16 protein-coding genes are annotated in these 21,211 nt (G+C 67.0%); 12 read left to right on the top strand and 4 right to left on the bottom strand.

Going from position 1 to position 21,211, the window contains the following annotated elements:
- Positions 1-12 precede the first annotated feature (12 nt).
- From OE647_RS03465 to OE647_RS03435, 7 genes are read left to right on the top strand one after another with little or no spacing between them, the layout of a single operon-like run.
- Positions 13-3,756 (top strand): nitrate reductase subunit alpha, encoded by a 3,744-nt coding sequence (locus OE647_RS03465; protein ID WP_263720260.1) that lies wholly within the window; start codon positions 13-15, stop codon positions 3,754-3,756.
- Positions 3,753-5,273 carry a nitrate reductase subunit beta gene (gene narH / locus OE647_RS03460; RefSeq protein ID WP_263720259.1) on the top strand — a complete coding sequence of 507 codons (1,521 nt, stop codon included), beginning with the start codon at positions 3,753-3,755 and terminating at the stop codon, positions 5,271-5,273. The genes OE647_RS03465 and narH overlap by 4 nt, the downstream gene beginning before the upstream one ends.
- The gene (narJ, locus tag OE647_RS03455) at positions 5,270-5,971 is read left to right on the top strand and encodes a nitrate reductase molybdenum cofactor assembly chaperone (protein ID WP_263720258.1); all 702 of its coding nucleotides are present in this window, start codon (positions 5,270-5,272) and stop codon (positions 5,969-5,971) included. Before narH ends, narJ begins: the two co-directional genes overlap by 4 nt.
- A 13-nt stretch (positions 5,972-5,984) precedes the next feature.
- Positions 5,985-6,668, top strand: a complete 684-nt coding sequence (narI, locus tag OE647_RS03450; RefSeq protein ID WP_263720257.1) for a respiratory nitrate reductase subunit gamma — start codon at positions 5,985-5,987, stop codon at positions 6,666-6,668.
- Between the two features lies 1 nt (position 6,669).
- Complete coding sequence (locus OE647_RS03445; protein ID WP_263720256.1) at positions 6,670-7,461, top strand: peptidylprolyl isomerase; 792 nt, start codon at positions 6,670-6,672, stop codon at positions 7,459-7,461.
- Position 7,462: 1 nt separating this feature from the next.
- Complete coding sequence (locus tag OE647_RS03440; RefSeq protein WP_263720254.1) at positions 7,463-8,077, top strand: carbonic anhydrase; 615 nt, start codon at positions 7,463-7,465, stop codon at positions 8,075-8,077.
- Positions 8,078-8,089: 12 nt separating this feature from the next.
- Positions 8,090-8,605, top strand: coding sequence for a DUF2478 domain-containing protein (locus tag OE647_RS03435; protein ID WP_263720253.1), 516 nt, complete (start codon positions 8,090-8,092; stop codon positions 8,603-8,605).
- Here OE647_RS03435 and OE647_RS03430 read toward each other — a convergent pair.
- The gene (locus tag OE647_RS03430) at positions 8,602-9,630 is read right to left on the bottom strand and encodes a GlxA family transcriptional regulator (RefSeq protein WP_263720252.1); all 1,029 of its coding nucleotides are present in this window, start codon (positions 9,628-9,630) and stop codon (positions 8,602-8,604) included. The genes OE647_RS03435 and OE647_RS03430 overlap by 4 nt on opposite strands.
- A 117-nt stretch (positions 9,631-9,747) precedes the next feature.
- On the opposite strand from OE647_RS03430, the gene OE647_RS03425 reads away from it, so the two are divergent.
- Positions 9,748-11,175 (top strand): FAD-binding oxidoreductase, encoded by a 1,428-nt coding sequence (locus OE647_RS03425; RefSeq protein ID WP_263720251.1) that lies wholly within the window; start codon positions 9,748-9,750, stop codon positions 11,173-11,175.
- Positions 11,176-11,223: 48 nt separating this feature from the next.
- Here the strand turns inward: OE647_RS03425 and OE647_RS03420 are convergent, their stop codons facing one another.
- Positions 11,224-11,565, bottom strand: a complete 342-nt coding sequence (locus OE647_RS03420) for a zinc ribbon domain-containing protein YjdM (RefSeq protein ID WP_263720250.1) — start codon at positions 11,563-11,565, stop codon at positions 11,224-11,226.
- A gap of 183 nt (positions 11,566-11,748) precedes the next feature.
- On the opposite strand from OE647_RS03420, the gene OE647_RS03415 reads away from it, so the two are divergent.
- Together OE647_RS03415 and OE647_RS03410 are read left to right on the top strand one after the other, a co-directional pair.
- Entirely contained in the window at positions 11,749-13,044 is a 1,296-nt protein-coding gene (locus OE647_RS03415; protein ID WP_263720249.1) for an efflux RND transporter periplasmic adaptor subunit, read from the top strand.
- The gene (locus OE647_RS03410; protein WP_263720248.1) at positions 13,041-16,133 is read left to right on the top strand and encodes an efflux RND transporter permease subunit; all 3,093 of its coding nucleotides are present in this window, start codon (positions 13,041-13,043) and stop codon (positions 16,131-16,133) included. Before OE647_RS03415 ends, OE647_RS03410 begins: the two co-directional genes overlap by 4 nt.
- 419 nt (positions 16,134-16,552) lie before the next feature.
- On the opposite strand, the gene OE647_RS03405 is transcribed toward OE647_RS03410, so the two are convergent.
- Positions 16,553-18,172, bottom strand: coding sequence for a winged helix-turn-helix domain-containing protein (locus OE647_RS03405; RefSeq protein WP_263720247.1), 1,620 nt, complete (start codon positions 18,170-18,172; stop codon positions 16,553-16,555).
- Positions 18,173-18,319: 147 nt separating this feature from the next.
- Here OE647_RS03405 and OE647_RS03400 point away from each other — a divergent pair, with 147 nt between their 5' ends.
- Entirely contained in the window at positions 18,320-18,529 is a 210-nt protein-coding gene (locus OE647_RS03400; RefSeq protein ID WP_263720246.1) for a hypothetical protein, read from the top strand.
- A 27-nt stretch (positions 18,530-18,556) separates the two neighbouring features.
- On the opposite strand, the gene OE647_RS03395 is transcribed toward OE647_RS03400, so the two are convergent.
- Complete coding sequence (locus OE647_RS03395) at positions 18,557-19,465, bottom strand: LysR substrate-binding domain-containing protein (RefSeq protein WP_263720245.1); 909 nt, start codon at positions 19,463-19,465, stop codon at positions 18,557-18,559.
- Between the two features lie 91 nt (positions 19,466-19,556).
- On the opposite strand from OE647_RS03395, the gene OE647_RS03390 reads away from it, so the two are divergent.
- Complete coding sequence (locus tag OE647_RS03390) at positions 19,557-21,128, top strand: trimethylamine methyltransferase family protein (RefSeq protein ID WP_263720244.1); 1,572 nt, start codon at positions 19,557-19,559, stop codon at positions 21,126-21,128.
- Positions 21,129-21,211: the final 83 nt, after the last annotated feature.

Below are 21,211 nucleotides of genomic sequence, written 5' to 3'. Positions count from 1 at the left end.
AAGGAGAATACGATGAGCCATCTTCTCGACCGGCTGAACTTCCTGAAATCCGTCCGCAAGGATACCTTTGCGGACGGGCACGGACAGACCACGATCGAAAACCGCGACTGGGAGGACACCTACCGGAACCGCTGGCGCCACGACAAGATCGTGCGCTCCACCCACGGGGTGAACTGCACCGGGTCCTGTTCGTGGAAGATCTACGTGAAGTCCGGGATCGTGACCTGGGAAACCCAGCAGACCGACTATCCGCGCACGCGGGCCGATCTGCCCAACCACGAGCCGCGCGGATGCGCGCGCGGCGCCTCCTACAGCTGGTATCTCTACTCGGCCAACCGGGTGAAGACGCCGCTCGTGCGGGGGCGGCTCATGCGGATCTGGCGCGAGTTGCGCCGGACGATGTCGGCGGTGGAGGCCTGGAAAGCGATCCAGGCCGACCCGGCCAAGCGCGCCGACTACACCCGCACGCGCGGCAAGGGCGGCTTCGTCCGCGCAAGCTGGGACGAGGTGACGGAGATCGTGGCGGCGGCCAACGCCTACACGGCCAAGACCTACGGTCCCGACCGCGTTTTCGGCTTCTCGCCCATCCCGGCGATGTCGATGGTCAGCTACGCGGCGGGCTCGCGCTACCTGAGCCTTCTGGGCGGCACCTGCATGTCCTTCTACGATTGGTATTGCGACCTGCCGCCAGCCTCGCCCATGACCTGGGGCGAACAGACCGACGTGCCGGAATCGGCCGATTGGTACAACGCGGGCTTCCTGATCCTCTGGGGGTCCAACGTGCCGCAGACCCGGACCCCGGACGCGCATTTCTACACCGAAGCACGCTATCGCGGCACCAAGTCCGCCGTCGTCAGCCCCGACTATTCCGAGGCCGCGAAGTTCTCCGACATCTGGCTGAACGCCAAGCAGGGGACCGACGCGGCGCTGGGGATGGCCATGGGCCATGTGATCCTGCGCGAATACCACCTGGACCGTCAGGCGCCCTATTTCGAGGACTACTGCCGCAAGTACACCGACATGCCGATGCTGGTGAAGCTTGAGCCCAAGGGCGACGGCTTCATCCCCGGCCGCCAGCTTCGCGCCGCCGATTTCGACGGCGCGCTCGGCCAGGCGAACAACCCCGACTGGAAGACCGTCGCCCTTGACGAGAAATCGGGCAAGGTCGTCGTCCCGAACGGCTCGATCGGTTTCCGCTGGGGCGAACAGGGCAAGTGGAACCTGGAGGAGAGCGCCGGCGGCGCGGATGTGACGCTGAAACTGAGCAACATCCTCGACACCGACCGCGACGATGTGGTGGGCGTGGACTTCCCCTATTTCGGCGGCCAGGCCACGAACGGCTGGGCTAATGATGCGCGGGGCGAGGTGCTGACCCGCAACGTGCCGGTCCGCAAGCTCACCCTCGCCGACGGGCAGGAGCACTACGTCGCCACGGTCTTCGACCTTTTCTGCGCCAACTACAGCCTCGACCGGGGCTTGGGCGGGGATCATGTTGCGACCGACTACAACGCCGACGTGCCCTTCACCCCCGCCTGGGCGGAACGCATTACCGGCGTGCAGCGCGACCGCATCATCCAGGTCGCACGGGAATTCGCCACCAATGCCGAAAAGACGAACGGCAAGTCGATGATCATCATCGGCGCGGCGATGAACCACTGGTACCACATGGACATGAACTACCGCGCCGCGATCAACATGCTGGTCATGTGCGGTTGCGTGGGTCAGTCGGGCGGCGGCTGGGCGCATTACGTGGGCCAGGAAAAGCTGCGCCCGCAAACCGGCTGGACGGCGTTGGCCTTCGCGCTCGACTGGGCGCGCCCACCGCGGCACATGAACTCCACCTCGGCCTGGTACGCCCATACCGACCAGTGGCGGTATGAGACCGTGACCTCGTCCGAGATCCTGTCGCCCACGGCGCCCGAAGGCGACTGGAAGGACCTGAGCCTCATCGACTACAACATCCGCGCCGAGCGGATGGGCTGGCTGCCCTCGGCGCCGCAATTGCGCACCAACCCGCTGGAAGTGGGGCGCGCGGCAAAGGCGGCGGGCAAGGACATTCCCGCCTTTGTGGCCGAACAGCTGAAGGCCGGAACGCTGGAGATGTCGGCCGAGGACCCGGACGCCCCGGAAAACTGGCCGCGCAACCTCTTTGTCTGGCGCTCAAACCTGCTCGGCTCCTCGGGCAAGGGGCATGAGTATTTCCTCAAGCACCTCTTGGGCACCGATCACGGGGTCCTGGGCAAGGACCTGGGCGAGGAAGGCCGCCAGAAGCCGGCCGAGGCGCGCTGGCACGACAAGGCGCCGGAGGGCAAGCTCGACCTCTTGGTGACGCTCGACTTCCGCATGTCCACGACGGCGGTCTATTCCGACATCGTGCTGCCGACGGCCAGCTGGTACGAGAAGGACGACCTCAACACCTCGGACATGCACCCGTTCATCCACCCGCTTCAGGCGGCGGTGGACCCGGCCTACGAGTCGAAGACGGACTGGGAGATCTTCAAGGCCATCGCGCGGAAGTTCTCTCAGGTCGCGCCAGAGATCCTCGGGGTCGAGACCGACGTGGTGCAGCTTCCGCTCCAGCACGACAGCCCGATGGAAATCGCGCAGCCGAGCGTCAAGGACTGGAAGAAGGGCGAATGCGACCTGATCCCGGGCAAGACCGCGCCGAACTACATCGCCGTGGAACGGGACTACCCCAACCTTTATGCCCGCTTCACCGCCCTTGGCCCGCTGATGGAAAAGGTCGGCAACGGCGGCAAGGGCATCGCCTGGGACACCAAGGACGAGGTCCATCACCTCAAGGACCTGAACGGCACCCATCGCGAAGGTCCGACGCAGGGCATGGCGAAGATCGAGACCGCCATTGACGCGGCCGAGGTCATCCTGATGCTGGCGCCGGAAACCAACGGCGAGGTCGCCGTCAAGGCCTGGAACGCGCTGTCGAAGGCCACGGGGCGCGAACACGCCCACCTGGCCGAAGTCAAGGAAGACGAGAAGATCCGCTTCCGCGACATCGCCGCCCAGCCGCGCAAGATCATCTCCTCCCCGACCTGGTCGGGCATCGAGAGCGAGGAGGTCTGCTACAACGCCGGCTGGACCAACGTGCATGAGCTGATCCCCTGGCGCACCGTTTCCGGCCGCCAGCAGCTTTACCAGGACCACCAATGGATGCAGGCCTTCGGCGAATTCTTCGTGACCTGGCGCCCGCCGGTGGACCTCAAGACCATCACCGCCTCGGCCACCCGCGCGCTTGGCGCGAATGAAAAGCACGTCGTGCTGAACTTCATCACGCCGCACCAGAAATGGGGCATCCACTCGACCTACTCCGACAACCTCTTGATGCTCACGCTGAACAGAGGCGGCCCGGTGGTCTGGATCTCCGAGAACGACGCGGCCGTGGCCGGGATCGTGGACAACGACTGGGTGGAGGTCTTCAACTCCAACGGCGTGCTGACCGCCCGCGCGGTCGTCAGCCAGCGGATGAAGGATGGCACGCTCTTCATGTACCATGCGCAGGAAAAGATCGTGAACACGCCGGGATCGCAGATCACCGGCAAGCGGGGTGGCATCCACAACTCCGTCACCCGCGCGGTCGTCAAGCCCACGCACATGATCGGCGGCTATGCCCAGCAGAGCTATGGCTTCAACTACTACGGCACCGTCGGCTCCAACCGCGATGAACTCGTGGTCGTGCGCAAGATGGAAAAGGTCGACTGGCTCGACCGGCCCGCAGCAAGAACGGAGGCAGCGGAATGAAAGTCCGTGCGCAAATCGGCATGGTGCTGAACCTCGATAAATGCATCGGGTGTCACACCTGCTCTGTCACCTGCAAGAACGTCTGGACCAGCCGCGACGGCGTCGAATACGCCTGGTTCAACAACGTCGAGACCAAGCCTGGCATCGGTTATCCGAAGGACTGGGAAAACCAGAAGCGCTGGAACGGCGGCTGGGAACGCACGCGCTCGGGCGGCCTTCGCCCGAAGCAGGGCGGCAAATGGCGGATCCTGGCGAACATCTTCGCCAACCCCGACCTGCCAGAGATCGACGACTTCTACGAGCCCTTCGACTTCGACTACGACCACCTGAAATCGGCCCCCGAGATGGAGGCCTTCCCCACCGCGCGCCCGCGCTCCAAGGTCTCGGGCGAGCGGATGGAGAAGATCGAGTGGGGCCCGAACTGGGAAGAGATCCTGGGCGGCGAATTCTCGAAACGCTCCAAGGATTACAACTTCGAGGGCATCCAGAAGGACATCTACGGACAGTATGAAAATACGTTCATGATGTATCTGCCCCGGCTTTGCGAACACTGCCTGAACCCGGCCTGCGCGGCCTCCTGCCCCTCGGGTGCGATCTACAAGCGCGAAGAGGACGGGGTCGTCCTGATCGACCAGGAAAAGTGCCGCGGCTGGCGCATGTGCGTGTCCGGCTGCCCCTACAAGAAGATCTACTACAACTGGTCTTCGGGCAAGTCGGAGAAGTGCACGCTCTGCTATCCGCGTCTGGAAAGCGGGATGCCCACGGTCTGTTCGGAAACCTGCGTCGGGCGCATCCGTTACATCGGCGTGATGCTTTATGACGCCGACAAGATCGCGGAGGCGGCCTCGGTCGCGGGGGAGAAGGACCTTTACGACGCCCAGCTGGGCGTCTTCCTCGACCCCAACGATCCGAAGGTGATCGAGGCCGCGCGCGCCGAGGGCGTGCCGGAGGACTGGATCGAAAGCGCGCGCAAGTCGCCGATCTGGAAGATGGCGATGGAGTGGAAGATCGCCTTCCCGCTGCACCCGGAATACCGGACGCTGCCGATGGTGTGGTACATCCCGCCGTTGTCGCCGATCCAGAACGCCGCCGCCGCGGGCCAGATCGCGAGCCAGGACGACATGCCGGACGTGAAATCGCTCCGCATCCCGGTGCGCTACCTCGCCAACATGCTGACGGCGGGGGACGAGGCGCCGGTGGTCTCGGCGCTGGAACGGATGCTCGCCATGCGTTCTTACATGCGGTCGAAGACGGTGGACGGGGTCGTGAACCTTGGCGTCGCAAATCGCGTGGGTCTCACGCCCCATCAGATCGACGAGATGTACCGGATCATGGCCATCGCCAATTACGAGGATCGCTTCGTCATCCCGACGACGCACCGCGAAATGGTGGAGGACGCCTACGACCTGCGCGGCGGCTGCGGCTTTACCGACGGCAACGGCTGTTCGACCGGCACCTCGGGCGGCAAGCTCTTCGGCAGCCGCAAATTCGTGACCCCTGCGGAGGGCTGGAAATGAAGACGTTCAAGGCACTTTCGGCGCTGCTCTCCTACCCCTCCCCGGACCTTCAGGCCGCGGTCCCCGCGATCCGCGAGGTGATGGTCAAGGAGGGGCTCTTGAACAGCGACCAGCGCGCGGCGCTGGAACCGCTGCTCTCGGACCTGGAAAGCGGCGACATCTATGACCTGCAGGAGCGCTATGTGCTCCTGTTCGACCGCTCGCGGACGCTCTCGCTCAACCTCTTCGAGCATATCCACGGCGAAAGCCGCGACCGTGGCGGCGCGATGGTGGACCTGCTGGAGACCTACCGGGCGGGCGGTTTCGACCTGACGGGTCCCGAGCTTCCAGACCACCTGCCGGTGCTGCTGGAATACCTCTCGACCCGGACAGTGGCCGAGGCGACGGCGCTACTGGCCGACGCCGGTCACATCGTCGCGGCCTTGTCCGAACGCCTGACGCGGCGTGAAACGCCCTATGCCGCTGTCCTGACCGCGCTTGTTCGGATCTCCGGGACCGGAACCGACAGCCCCGAGGCAGAGGCGCTTCTGTCCGAGGCCGACGACGACCCCGAGGACCTGGCCGCGCTCGACGCGGTCTATGAGGAGGCGCAGGTGACCTTCGCCCCGGACCCCAACGCGGGATGCCCCGTTTCGCGCGACATCCTCGCGCGGATGGACATTCCAAGGACCCCGGCGCCGGCCGGCGTGCCCCAGTGAAGGAGGGCTAACGATGCATCAATTCTTCTTCGGAACCTATCCCTACATCGCGCTTTCGGTGCTGCTGCTGGGATCGGTCGCGCGCTATGAACGCGACCCCTTCACCTGGAAGTCGTCCTCCTCGCAACTGCTGCGGCGCAAGCAGCTTGTGATCGGATCGAGCCTTTTCCATGTCGGCGTGCTGGTGATCTTCTTCGGGCACCTGATCGGGCTTCTGACCCCGATCCAGGTCTTCGACGCGCTCGGCATCAGTCATGGCGCGAAGCAGCTTCTGGCGGTGATCGCCGGGGGCATCGCTGGGGTCATGGCGCTGACCGGGGGCGGGATGCTGCTTCACCGCCGCCTGACCGACCCGCGCATCCGCGCGACCTCAACCTTCGCGGATACCGGGATTCTGGTGCTACTGCTGGCGCAGCTTGTGCTTGGCGTGCTGACGATCTTCGTCTCCCTCCAGCACCTCGACGGGCACGAGATGACGAAGTTCATGTCCTGGGCCTTCGGGATCTTCACCTTCGACGGCCAGGCGGCCAGCTACATCGCGGATGTGAACCCGCTCTTCAAGCTGCACCTGTTTCTCGGGCTGACGATCTTCCTGCTGTTCCCCTTCACCCGTCTCGTTCACATGCTCTCGGCCCCGGTCCGCTACCTGTGGCGTCCGGGCTACCAGATCGTTCGCACGAAGAAGCGCGGGGCCTAGGATGGGACCGCTCCTGAACGACATCACGGTGAACGGCGAGGTCATCCCCGCCGCCGCCATCGCCGCCGAGGCGCAGATGCACGCCGCACCGAAGGGCAAGCCGGGTCTGGCCTGGCGTGCGGCGGGCCGGGCGCTGGCCGTCCGCGCCCTGCTTCTGCAAGAGGCGCGCCGCCGCGGCCTCACCCCCGCGCCGGTGACGGAAGGCAGTTTGGCCGAGACCGAGGAGGAGGCGCTGGTGCGCCAACTCCTCGACATGGCAGTCCTGCCCGCCGCCCCGGAACCTGCGGACGTGCGCGCGGCCTATGAAGCCGATCCCGGCCGCTGGCGGGCACCCACGCTTTACGAGGCGGCGCATATCCTCTTCCCGGTCCGGCCGGGCGATACCGAGGCGCTGGCCGCCGCACGCGCCAAGGCCGAGGTGGCGCTGGCCGAGTTGAAGCGCGCGCCGCGCGACTTCGACCGGCTCGCGCGGGAACTGTCCGCCTGCCCTTCTCGCGAGGCCGGCGGGCGTCTGGGCCAGATCGCCACCGGCGATACCGTGCCCGAATTCGAGGCCGCGCTAAACGCTCTGGCGGAGGGAGAGCTTGCGGCGGAGCCGGTTGCGACGCGCTACGGGCTTCATGTCATCCGCCTCGACGCGCGGGCCGAAGGCGCGGTCCTGCCCTTCGAGGCCGTTGCCCCCCGCATCGGGGAAATGCTGGCCAAGGCCGCTTGGACCACCGCCGCGCGCGACTTCGTCGCTTCCCTGGCCGAGGCGGCCGAAGTCACCGGCATCGACCTGAAGGCGGCATGAGATGGGCGAGGTGCTCGACGCGCTGCTGGATCGCAACCGGAAGTGGTCGGCCCAGATCCGGGCCGCCGCGCCGGATTACTTCGACGGCCTTGCCGAGCAGCAGACGCCCGAGTTCCTCTGGATCGGCTGTTCGGACAGCCGCGTGCCCGCCAATGTGATCTCTGGCCTCGCCCCGGGCGAGGTCTTCGTTCACCGAAACGTGGCGAATGTCGTGCACTCTTCGGACATGAACCTTCTGTCGGTGCTCGAATTCGCGGTGGAGGCGCTCAAGGTCCGTCAGATCATCGTCTGCGGCCACTATGGCTGCGGCGGCGTCCGCGCCGCGACGGAAGAGGACCTGCCCCACGGCCTCGCCGACCACTGGCTGGAGCCGATCCGGCGACTTGCGAAACGCCACATCCACGAGTTGTCTGCGATTGAGGACGTCGAGATGCGCCGCGACCGGCTGGCGGAATTCAACGTGCTGGAAAGCGTGGCCCGCGTCGCCGAAACGCCGATCCTTCGCCGGGCCTGGAGCAAGGGGGAGTACCCGCTGCTTCACGGTCTGATCTACGGGATCCGTGATGGCATTCTCAGAAGCCTCGACTGCACGCTCAGCGGCGCCGACAGGCACTGAAAGGGACGACAGATGCATCTTGCCTATATCACCTCCGCCCAGAGCGGAGAGACTGACCGGGTCTTGTCTGAAACCGCCGCGCTGCTGGCCCGGCGCGGCGTCCGGCTGGCGGGCGTCGTTCAGACCAATATCCATCGCCCCCGGCGCTACCGCTGCGACATGGACCTGAGGCTTCTGCCGGACGGGCCGGTCATCAACATAACGCAGGACCTTGGCGCGAACGCGCGCGGCTGCCAGTTGAACCCCGGCGCGCTGGAGCAGGCGGTCGCAGAAGTCGCCCGCCGCCTCGCGCGCGGGGACGCCGACATGCTGATCCTGAACAAGTTCGGCAAGCACGAGGCCGAGGGCCGAGGGTTCCGCGAATTGGTGGGTGAGGCGCTGGAACGGGGTCTGCCGGTGTTGCTGGGGGTCAACGGGCTGAACCTTCCCGACTTCCTGGCCTTCACGGGCGGGCTGGCCGTGCCCCTGCCCTGCGACCCCGCGGCGCTGGCCGACTGGGCCGGACAACGGGCGCTTACCCCGGCCTAGAGGCCGATATTGGTGAAGCTCGCGCCCTGGAACTTGCGCCGGTAGGCCGCCGCGGTGATCCCCGCGCACCGCTTGAAGAGCCGCCGGAACGAGGCAGGGTCGTCGTAGCCCACCTCCATCGCGATGTCGTCGATGGGCTCTGAGGTGGCTTCGAGCATCTGCTTGGCCTCCTCGATCCGCAGCGCCTGAACGTATTCGATCGGGCTGTAGCCGGTCGCGGCCCGGAAGCGCCGCGCGAAGGTTCGCTGCGACAGGCCCGAGCGCTCCACCATCTCGCTGACCGGGTTCGGGCAGCCGTAGTTGCCGGCGATCCAGGACTGGCTCTGGGCGATAACGGCATCCAGCGCAGACACCGGCCGTGGCATCGCGGCATAGGGAAGCTGCCCGTCCTCATGATGCGACAACAGGAAGACCTTCGCGGCGGTGGCGGCATGGTTCGGCCCGCAGTAGCGCGCGATGAGGTAAAGCACCAGGTCCTGCCAGGCGGTGACGGCGGCGGCGGTCACGATGTTGTCGGCCTCGCTGCTGCGGCAAACGGCGGTCTGGTGGCGCAGCTTCACGCGGGGGTAACACCTGCGGAACAACGCCTCATAGGCCCAGTGGGCGGCGGCCTCCCGCCCGTCCAAGAGGCCGCTTTCGGCCAGCACAAGCGCGCCCGAGCAGACCGCGCAGATCAGCGCCCCGCCGGAATGCACCCGGCGCAGCCAGGCGATCTCCTCGGGGTATTTGCCGGTCATGGGCACGTCGATCGGCGTGAACATGTCGCAGACGATGACGACATCGGGGTCGGCCAGATCGCCGATCGACTGGTGCGGCTCGATCACCACATTGCCGGTGCAGCGGAAGGGCGCCCCATCGGCGGCGACGATGCGGACATCCAGAAGCCCCTCTCCCGGCTCGCCCACCGTCAGTTCGGGAAAGATCGCGCCGACCGAGTAGAGCACGTCATACAGGCCATAAAGCACCGATGGCGAGGTTTCGCGCGAGGTCAGCAAGGCGAAAACCGGTTTCCGATCCCGTTTCATGTCCCCAATCCAGGTCCGTTCGCCTGTCCAGTTTGGCCCGTTTTCGCCATTTTTGCCACTGACATGTCCACGCGCCCTCCGTCACACTCGGTCATGGACTTGCAGGAGGGAGAGGTCATGGACATCGAAACAACCGCAGGAACCACCTTTTCGAGATCGTCGGAGGCCAAGGCGCTGGCGACCAGGATCTCGGGCGAGCTGATCGCGCCAGGCGATGCCGCCTATGACACCGCACGCGCTGTCTGGAACGGCATGATCGACCGTCGGCCCGCGCTGATCGTGCGCCCGAAAGATGCCGCCGACGTTGTGGCCACGGTCAATTTCGCGCGCGGCGCGGGACGGCCGGTCTCGATCAAGGGCGGCGGGCATAATGTGGCGGGGCATGCGACCTGCAACGACGGGATCATGATCGACATGAGCCTGATGCGCGGGGTCGAGGTCGATCCCGAGGCCTGCGTGGCCTGTGTTCAAGGCGGCGCGACATGGGGCGATGTCGATCGCGCGACGCAGGAATTCGGCCTGGCGACGCCGGGCGGGCTGATCTCGGACACGGGCGTGGCGGGACTGACCTTGGCCGGCGGCATCGGCTGGCTTCGCAGCCGCCACGGGCTCGCGGCCGACAATGTGCGGGCCTTTCACCTTGTCACCGCCGCCGGGGAGCGCGTGACCGCATCGGCCGACAGCCACCCCGATCTCTACTGGGCGCTGCGCGGCGGCGGCGGCAACTTTGGCGTGGTGGTCGAGTTCGAATTCGCGCTGCATCCCTGCGGGCCGACGGTCATGTTCGCCGCCCCGATCTACCCGCTTTCGGCAGGCAGCGGCCCGATCCGCTTCTGGCGCGACTTCCTCGCTGACAAGCAGGACCGGATCGGATCGCTCTGCGAATTCTCGACGATCCCGCAATCGGAGGACTTCCCCGAACGCTATTGGGGCCAGCGCTGCTATACGCTCGCGGCCATGTGGGCGGGCGATCCTGACGAGGGCGAGCGCGTCATGCAGCCTCTGCGCGAGTTGGGCGAACTTGCCGCCGATTTCTCTGGCCAGATGGCCTATTGCGAGTTGCAGTCGCTCTTTGACACGCTCATGCCGGCCGGGGCCTTCCGATGCTACTGGAAAAGCCACTACCTGCCAGAACTGCCCGATGAGTTGATCGATATCGCCCTCACGAACGCGATCGAGGCGCCCTCGGACAACACGCTGAGTTCGCTGTGGAACATGGGGGCCGGCACGATGGCCGTGCCGCCGGAGGCCACAGCGATCGACCGGCGGGGCATGGCCTGGATGTATTCGCTCGACTCGGTCTGGGAGGGGGCGGAAAACGATACCGCGAACCTCGCCTTCACCCGCAAGGCGTGGGAGGGGAGCCGTCGCTTCTCGACCGAGGGGCGGCTTTACCTCAACTTCGCTGGCGGCAGCGACGAGGGCAGCGGCCTCGTGCAGGAGGCCTATGGCGACAGCTATGGTCGGCTGAGCCGGGTCAAGGCGCACTATGATCCGGACAACAGGTTCCGCTTTAACGCGAATATCGAGCCCGCCGCGACCTAGGGCAGCGCCCGCGCGAAAGCGGGGCAGCACCCTGCCCCGCCTTCGGGATCAGTCGGTGACCTTGCGCACGAACTGGGACTTCAGCCCGATCTGCCCGATGCCGGGGATCTTGCAGTCGATGTCGTGATCGCCCTCGACCAGCCGGATGCCCCGGACCTTGGTGCCGACCTTGATGACCGAGGACGAGCCCTTGAGCTTCAGATCCTTGATGACCGTCACCGTATCGCCGTCCGCCAGCAGGTTTCCGACACTGTCGCGGACCCCGGCCTCTTCACCCCCCTCGGCCGTCGCGGCCCATTCGTGCCCGCACTCAGGGCAGATCAGCAGGGCGTCCACTTGATAGGCGAAGGACGAGGCGCATTCGGGGCACGGGGGCAAGGGCGTTGTCATGGCCCTTGCCTTAGCGCCCCGACCGGGCGCGGGCCAGCGGAAATTCCGTTCCCTCCCCACCTTCCGACTCTTTGCGCCCGGACGGCCTGCGCCGGGCGCGACGATTTGGCAGTTGCAAAACATATCTCGACTTCCGAATGTTGCCCGGTTGCCCCGCGACCGGCAGCGGCATCGGAGGCCCGCATGAGCTTACTCAAGACCGTCTTTCTTCGTGGCCTCGCCGTGGCTCTGCCCTCTGCCGCGGGGGTGGCGGCGATCATGTTATCGGGCGCCATCGCGCAAGCCCCCGAAAGCAAGGGGAAATCCCCGAACCCGGCCCCGGTCCGCGTCCTGACGCTGGCGCCGGTTGAGATCGTTCCGCGCGTCATCGGCTACGGCGCGGTCGGGCCCGCCCGCGAATGGCGCGCCGTGGCCCGGATCGACGGCGAAGTCGTGGAAACCGCGCCGGACCTTGCCAACGGGGAAAACGTGTCCGCAGGCACACCGCTTCTCAGGATCGACGATACTGACCTCAGGCTCGCACTCGCCCAGACAGATGCGCAGTTGCGCGCGCTCGACGTGAAGGACGCGACCTTGCGCGCCAGCCGGGCGCTGAGCCAGTCGGACCTGGAGCTGAGCGCGGCGGAACTGGCGCGCCAAAGGACGCTCCAGGATCAGGGCGTCGCGACGCGGAGCAGGCTGGAGCAGGCTGACCGCGCCGTCCTTGCCGCGCGGGCGAAGGTGACCGAGATCGACAACCAGATGGCGCTGAACGCCGCCGAACGGGAGGTCTTGACCGCGCAGCGGGATATCGCGCGCCGCAGTCTCGACTTCACCACGATCCGCGCGCCCTACGACCTGCGGATCGGCGCCGTCAGCGCCGAGCTGGGGCAGGTCGTGACCCGCGGCGCCACGCTTTTCACCGCCGAAGGGACCGAAGCGGCAGAGATCGCCGCGCAATTCCCCCTTGGCCGCATGGCCCCCGTCGTCCGCGCGCTGGGACCGGAGGTCCAAGTCAGCAACCTGCGCGCGGTGGTCCGGCTTCCCGTACCCGGCCACATCGCCGAATGGCCCGCGACGGTCATGCGCGTGGGCGAGGCCATCGACGCCCGGACCCAAAGCGCCAACATCGTGGTGCGGGTGGACGACCCGCTGGACCTTACCCAGCCCGGCCTGCGCCCGCCGCTCCGGCGCAACATGTATGTGGAGGTCGAGCTTTCCGCCCCCGCGCGCCAGGCGCTTGTCATCCCGGCCGAGGCGATTTCGGCGGGCCGCGTGCTCCTGGTCGGCGCGGACGACCGGCTTGAGACCCGCAGCATCGTGCCGGCCTATGCCATCGGCGGCCTCGCCATCGTCACCGAGGGGCTGGCGGCGGGCGACCGGCTGGTCGTCACCGATCCGACGCTCGCCATCCCGGGCATGGCTGTCACGCCCCTCGAGGACGCGCGCCTTGCCGCCGCGATTGCCGCAGAGGCCAAGGGCGGGGGCACGGGCGAATGATCGGCCTTTTCGCGCGCCACCCGACGGCGTCCAACATCCTGATGCTGGCGCTGATCGGGCTTGGTCTCGCAGCGGCGCCCACGCTGCGCCGCGACACCTTCCCGGTGGTGCCCCCCTCGGATGTGGAGGTCCGCATCGCCTATCCCGGCGCCGCCCCGGCGGAGGTCGAGCGCGGCATCTGCATGGCGGTCGAGGACCCGATCCGCGCGGTCGAAAACCTCTCTGAACTTCGCTGCGAGGTACGCGACAACCTTGCGCTGATCACGGCCGAGATCGTCGAGGACGCCGACATGGACCGCTTCGCCGGCGATGTGAAGGCGGCCGTCGATGCGGTCAGCGGCCTGCCTGACAAGGCCGAGGACCCGGTGACGCGGGTCGTCGAACGCGTGGCCAATGTCGCCTCGGTCGCTGTGACGGGGATCGAGGACCCCGCGATCCTCTTCGCCTATGCCGACCGCCTTGCGGAAGACTTCAAGCGCAACCCGCAGATCGCCCAGGCCACCGTCTCGGGCTTTTCGGAACGCGAGGTCGCGGTCGAACTCTCCGCCGCGGCGCTGGAACGCCATGGCCTGACCATCGCCGATGTGGCCGCCGCGCTGGAACGCAGCAGCCTCGACCTGCCAGCGGGCACGATCGAGGGGCTGCGTGGCGACGCGCTGGTCCGCTTCGCGGGCGAGCGGCGCAGTCCCGAGGACTTCGCCACCGTTCCCCTGGCCGGTTCCACCCTGGGCGGGCAGGTGCTGTTGGGGGAGGTCGCAACGATCCGCCAGGGCTTTGCCGACCCTGGGGTTGCGACCTACTTCAACGGCGAGCGTGCCGCGATCATCGCCGTGACCAAGACCACCAGCCAGGATGCCTTGAAAGTCATGGCGGAGCTGCAAACCGAACTGGACGCCGCCCGCGCCGCCGCCCCGCCGGGCGTCGCGCTGACGATCTCGCAGGACAGCACCTCGAACATCGTGGAGCGGCTCCGGATCATCACCACGAACGGGATACAGGGCCTTGTGCTAGTGCTTGTCGCGATGTGGCTCTTCTTCGGCTTCCGCTTTTCGTTCTGGGTGGCCCTAGGGCTGCCGGTTTCATTCCTTGGCACGGTCTTCGCGATGCAGGTGATGGGGTTGACCATCAACATGATCACGATGGTGGCGCTTCTGGTGGCGATCGGCCTGCTGATGGACGATTCCATCGTCATCTCGGAAAACATCGTGCGGCGGCGGCAGCAGGGCGAAGGTGCGATCGAGGCCGCAGTCAAGGGCGCGAGCCAGGTGATGCCGGGGGTCGTCGCCTCGTTCCTGACGACGGTCATGATTGTGGGGCCCTTGGGCCTCATGATGGGCGCGATCGGGGCGGTGCTGAAGTTCCTGCCCATCGTGCTGGTCATCACGCTGATCGTGAGCCTGTTCGAGGCCTTCTTCATCCTGCCCCGCCACCTAGCCCATTCGCTGGAGGGCGAACAGCGCCAGGGCGCTGTCGGCCGGGCCGTCAACAACGGCTTCGCCTGGCTGCGCGACCGCGTAGTTGTGCCGCTGGCGGCGCTGGCGCTCCGGTTTCGCTACCTGACGCTTGGGCTTGCGGTGTTCCTCATGCTCTTCTCCGTCACACCGATCAGCGGCGGCTTCCTGAAATTCCAGAGCTTCCCGGCCCTTGAAAGCGACACGGTGGAAGCGCGGCTGCTGTTGGCGCAGGGCGCCCCCCTGTCGCTGACCGCCGAACGGGTGGACAAGATCGTGGCCGCGCTTGAAGACCTCAATGCCGAGGAGACGCCGAAGCAGCCGGGCGGCCAGTCCCTGGTGGGCAAGGTCACCGTGACTTACGGCAGCAATTCCGATGTGGCCGACAGCGGCCCCCACGTGGCAACGGTCAGCGCCGCGCTCTTGCCCGCGGGAACCCGCAGCACCACGGTCACCGCGATACTGGATCGCTGGAAGCAACTGACCGGCCCGATGCCGGACATGGCCGCGCTGCGCTTCACCGACCGCGAACGCGGCGTCGGCGGCAAAGCGATCGACATCCGCCTGCAGGGTCCCGACCTCGAAGACCTGGAGGCGGCGGCGCAGGATCTGCGCGACTTCCTGCGGGGCTTCGCGGGGGTGCGTGACGTGACCCATGACCTGCGGCCCGGCAAGCGCGAATACGTGCTTCGCCTCGGGCCTACCGCTACGGCGCTCGGTATCACCGCGCAGGGCGTGGCCACCCAGCTTCGCGCCGCGTTCCGGGGCGACACGGCGCTTTCCTTCCCCGATGCGCTTGGCCAGGTGGACGTGGTCGCGCGGCTCGCCGCAGCAGACCGATCCGAGGCCGCCGACATCGCCCGCATCCGCATCACGGGTCCCGACGGCGCGCTGGTGCCCCTGTCGGCAGTCACGGAGATGACCGAGACGCGGGGTTTCGCCGGGATCACCCGGATCGACGGCCAGCGGACCGTCTCTGTCACCGGCTCGATCAACCCCGACATCGCCAATGCCCGCGAACTCGTCGCGGCGGTGAAGCGCGACTTCCTGCCGGGCTTGAGCGAAACCCGTCCGGGCGTGCGCGTCATCGTTTCGGGCGAGGAGCAGGACACCGCGACCACCGGCGGCTCCCTGGCCAAGTACCTGGCGATGGGCCTGATCGGGGTCTACCTGATCCTCGCGTTCCAGTTCCGCAGTTTCATCCAGCCGGCGGCTGTCCTTGCCGCCATCCCGCTTGGCGCGGTGGGGGTCGTCTGGGGGCATATGGCGATGGGCATGCAGCTGTCGTTGCCGAGCCTCGTCGGCCTCGCAACGCTCGCCGGGGTCGTCGTCAACGACTCGATCCTGCTGATCGAGTTCATCAAGGACCACTACGCCAGGGGCGAAGATATCGTGGCCGCCGGGGTTGGCGCCGTGCGCGACCGCTTCCGCGCGATCTTCCTCACCTCGCTCACGACGGTCGTCGGGCTTGGTCCGCTGCTGTTTGAGCAGTCAACCCAGGCGCAGTTCCTGCGCCCCATCGTCACGAGTCTGGCCTTTGGCCTGACCGGGGCGACGTTGCTGGCGCTGTTCGTCTCGCCCGCCGTCTTCGCCGTGCTGCACGACCTCAGACTGATCCGGCGCCGACTGCAGGAATAGATCAGGGCAGGCGCCTCAGCCCCCCGCCGTCCCCCCCCCTCGGCCACGTTCATCTCCACCCCGTCAAACCTGTCCGGCGCGCAGGAGATGGAGTCGATCTCCGCCGCGACCAGCGCCTTGGCGACGTCAGGGTCGTGGGATGGGGGCGGGACGGTGGCCGCCCCGGCATCCTGCCCGAACAGCCCCTCCTTCGCGGCGACACCGACGCCGGTGTTCTGATCGCGTTTTTGCAGGGGTTGTGCCTATCGCTGTCCGGCGCCCAACGCGCGGCAATGGAAACTGGAGCTGCACGCTGCGCAACTCGGCAGGGCACACCAGCGACTCCTTCATGGGTTTGGGGCGCGGTCCGGTCTTTCCCCATGCCCTGCTGGCCGCTTTCCTCAAGGTCGCGCCACATCTTTGGCCCGACGCGCCCGCGCCTAGACGTCCAGACCGGCCAGCCGGAAGCCCTGCCGCCAATGTTCCCGGTCCTCCTCGCGCAGGCAGGTGGCGATCTGGGCCAGCGCGTAGTCCCCAAGGCGAAAGCCCGGCGACCCGGCGCCATCCAGGGCCTGTGCGCAGGCCCTGGCCTCCTCTAGCCGCCCAAGCTGCGCCAAGGCCGCGACGAACACCGCCGCGAAGGCTGGCGGGGCCTCGGCCTGTCCGCTGAAGCTATCCAGTGCCGCGACATAGTCTCGGTTCATGTATTGGGTGTCGGCGTAGCAGGCGGAGATCATGTAGCCGCCAAGCGGGTTGAGCCGGCGTGCCCGCTCCAACCATTCCAGTGCCTCTCGGGGCTTCCCGGCGAAGGCCAGTTGCCAGGCCTGGAACAGCATGATCTCGCAATCGTGGGGATTGAGGCGGCTGGCGATGGCGGCATGGGTCACCCCGCGCTGCTTTTCCAGAAGCGGCGAAAACCCGAAGGCCATGCTGGCGTAGGCATGCACAATGGGGTCATTCTCGTCGAGCGCCAGCGCGGCCTCCGCGTGGAAGCGGCAGTTGTCCGCGATCTCCCCCAGCGATAGCCCCTGTGTGCCGCTATAGAACTGATAGGCATTCTGAAGCGCCAGATAGGCATGCGCGCGGGCGAAGTCGGGGTCCGCCTCGACCGCGCGGCGCGCGAAGGCGAAGGCCTCGCGGTCATTCCCGTGCCACCAGGCAGAGCGGGCGCGCAGAAGCAGGTCGTAGGCGTTCAGCATGTTCGTGGGCCTGCGCCGTGCCTCCGCCGTCTTCACCCCGTCAAGGCTGAGGCCAAGGTTTGCCACGACCGAGGCCACGACCTCATCCTGAACCGCGAAGATGTCATCCAGGCTGCGCTCGTAACGGTCGGCCCAGAGATGCGCACCGCTTTTGGCATCGACAAGCTGCGCGGTGATGCGCACGCGGTCGCCCGCCTTGCGGACGCTGCCCTCAACCAGATAGCTGACGCCCAGACGTCCGCCCGCGTCCCGTTCCCCCTGGTCGAGTTCGGTGAACGCGAAGGAGGAGCTTCGGCCAATCACCCAAAGTGTCGGGAAGCGCGAAAGCTCGGCGATGATGTCCTCGGTCAGCCCATCCGCGAAATACTGCTGTTCGGGATCGCCGGAGAGGTTGGCGAAGGGCAGGACCGCGACATAGGGCCTTTCGGGCTGCGCCGCCGGCTTGGCGCCGGGTCCGGCGGCGGCTTCTTCCCCGAACGACAGGCGCGTGTCACGCAGCCAATCCTCGAAGGCCGGATCGCGGATGCTCAGGCCCGCCAGAAACGGCTCGCCATTCGCCGCCTCGACAGAGACCTTGCCGGGATCGAGCGCGACGCTGTCCTCCTCGATCCGCAGCAGACCTGCCCCCTCGGCGCCGAGGTCCCGGCGCAACCCGGTCAGCGCCTGCCGCAGCGAGGCCCGCGCCTGCGCCTCGCCCCGGTCGGACCAAAGCAGCGCCATGATCTCTTCTCGGCTCCGGGGCTTGCCGGGGCCGAGCGCGAGGAAGGCGATCAACGCCCTGGCCTTGCGCGAGGTCAGGCGCACCGGCGCGCCATCCGGACCGATCAGGGAAAAGGTTCCGAAAAGGTTCAGCCGGTACATACCGTTCCCCGCGCACGGAAATACACGCATTCCCGATTATTAACAGAGATTTCACGTCTCGCACAGCGCGGGAGAGCCGCCATTCACGCGGTCCTTCACGGCGAAATCACGGGTCCGGACCACACTGCTTGCAGAGGAGGAACGGACATGTATGGCGATCTTTACAGCTCTCTCACCTTCACCGGCTCCTACGAGGCCGCGGTCCGCGCCGCGCGGGCACGCGAATTGCAGATGCGCCGACAGGCGCCCGACGCTGACGCGGCGGAGGACGCGATGCGCTGCACTGAGGCCCCCGCGCCGGGGTTCCTTGCGCGGATCGGCAGCTGGCTGCACCTGCCGCTTCTGCGTCACACCTAAGACGCGCCCCAGCCGTCGGGCCCGTGGCTAGGCGGGCCGCTGGGCCAGAAGCCAGTCGCGCACCTGCGCCGCCGCGCGCGACAGAACGGCGTCGCGCGGCCAGACCACATGGAAGCTCTTGCCGGTGGAAACGACATTGTCGGTCAGCCGCAAGAGCACTCCCTTCTCCACCATCCCCTCGACCAGGTGACGCCAGCCAAGGGCGATCCCCTGCCCTTCGAGTACGGATTGCACCACCAGCACATAATCGTTGATCTGAAGCCCCTTCGGCACAAGCCTGCCCTCGATCCCGACGGAGCGGAACCAGTCGCGCCAGGTCGTGGCGTAGCGGAAGGGTTCCTCCAGGTGGATCAGCGGATGGGAGAGCAGGTCCGGCGCCGTCGCTGGAGGCTCATTCGTCGAAAGGTAGCCCGCGCCACAGACGGGATAGATCTCTTCCGGCGCCAGGGCCTCGGCCTGGTACTGCGGCCAGTCGGCGGGCTCGCCCCCACGGATGCCCAACGGGATGCCCTCCCCCGAAAGGTCCAGGTCGCGGTCGGCGGTCTGGATGCGCAGGTCCACCTCGGGCAGGTCCTGGCGGAAGCGGGCCATTCGCGGCACCATCCAGAAGGCGGCGAAGGCGGTCGAGCAGGACAGCGTCACATGCCCGCCCGTCGCGACCGCGCGCAGGTCCTGAGCGGAGCGCTGGATATGTGACAGCCCGATCGAGACATCGGCGTGGAACCTTTCGCCCGCCTCGCTCAGCCGGACGCGACGGTGTTCGCGCAGAAACAGCGTGGCGCCCAGATGATCCTCAAGCCCCCTTATCGCGTAGGATACGGCGGCCTGCGTCATGTTCAGTTCGCGCGCGGCGGCGGTGAAGCTGGACAGGCGGCCAGCGGCCTCGAACACCACGAGACTGTTGATCGACGGGAGCAGGCTACGAAGGGAATCCATAAACCCACCTTATCAATCTTATCAGGATTTTCAGGCGTTACAGCGACATTACGCAGTCGTATTTTCGCGCTGATCAAAGGAGGGGCCGATCATGCCGGACGGTGACAGCACAAACCAAGACGCGAAACGCCAGCGCAGCGGCCGCAACCAGCGACGTGAAACCCGCCTGGGCGGCGGACAGGGGGTCAAGCGCCCCTACATCGTTCGCAACATCCCCACCTATGACATCCTCTCCGACGAAAGCCTGTCGCGGATCGAGGCGACGGCCGACCGCATCCTGGCCGAAATCGGCATCGAGCTGCGCGAGGACGCGGAGGCGATGCGGCTTTACAAAGAGGCTGGCGCCGATGTGACCGAGCAATCGGCCGACGTGTGGCGGATCAAGTTCGAACCCGGCATGCTGCGCGAGGTCCTGAAGACCGCACCGGCGGAGTTCACCCAGCACGCCCGCAACCCCGCCAACTCGGTCCGCATCGGGGGCAAGAACGTGGTCTTCGCGCCCTCCTACGGGTCGCCCTTCGTGATGGACCTCGATCGCGGGCGCCGCTACGGCACCATCGAGGACTTCCAGAACTTCGTGAAGCTGGCGCAATCCTCGCCCTGGCTGCACCATTCCGGCGGTACGGTCTGCGAGCCGACCGACGTGCCGGTGAACAAGCGCCACCTCGACATGGTCTATGCCCATATCCGCTATTCCGACCGAGCCTTCCTGGGCTCGATCACCGCCGCCGAACGCGCCGCCGACAGCGTCGAGATGGCCCGGCTGGTCTTCGGCGAGGCCTTCACCGATCAGAACTGCGTGGTGATGGGGAACTTCAACACCACCTCGCCGCTCGTTCTGGACGGCGTCACGACCTCGGGCATCCGCACCTATGCGGCCGCCAACCAGGGCTCCATCCACCTGCCCTTCCTGCTGGGCGGCGCGGTGGCGCCCCTGACCATCGCCGGCATGGTGGCCCAGGGCCTCGCCGAATCCATGGCGTCCTGCGCACTGACCCAGCTGGTTCGCCCCGGCGCGCCGGCGATCCTGGCCAGCTTCTTCTCGTCCATGTCGCTCAAATCCGGGTCGCCAACCTTCGGCACGCCGGAGCCCGCGATCGGCTCGCTCGCCATGGGGCAGCTCGCGCGGCGGCTGAACCTGCCCCTGCGCTGCGCCGGCAACTTCAGCACCTCCAAGCTGCCCGACGGGCAAGCAATGCAGCAAAGCATGATGTCGATGATGTCGGCGGTTCAGGGCGGCGCGAACTACGTCCTGCACTCGGCCGGGTTCCTCGACGGGCTTTTGTCGGTGTCCTACGAAAAGCTGGTGATGGACACCGACATGTGCGGCGCGCTGCACGCCTATCTGGACGGGATGGAGGTCAACGAGGACACGCTCGGCTTCGACGCGCTCGCAGAGCTTGGACCGGGTCAGCATCTGTTTTCCACCGCCCACACGCTGCGCCACTATGAAACCGCCTACTGGGACAGCGCGCTGAACGACGATCAGCCCTGGGAAACCTGGGATGAACAGGGCGGGCTGGACTACGCGGTGCGCGCCAATGCGCGCTGGAAAAAGCTGCTGGCGGAATACCAGGCCCCCGCGCTGGACGAAGGCATCGACGAGGCGCTACGCGATTTCGTCGCGCGGCGAAAGGGCGACATGCCCGACATGTGGTACTGACACCACCCCAACCCGACCCGACCCCAGATTGCTGAAAGACCCCCGGCGCACGTCCGCGCCGGGGAACGGGACCCCGCGCCCGC

Origin of the sequence: Albidovulum sediminicola, assembly GCF_025751575.1 — a bacterium.
GTDB lineage: Bacteria > Pseudomonadota > Alphaproteobacteria > Rhodobacterales > Rhodobacteraceae > Albidovulum > Albidovulum sediminicola.
The sequence above is the reverse complement of the archived record's forward strand: the minus strand, read 5'-3'. Positions and strand labels throughout refer to the sequence as shown.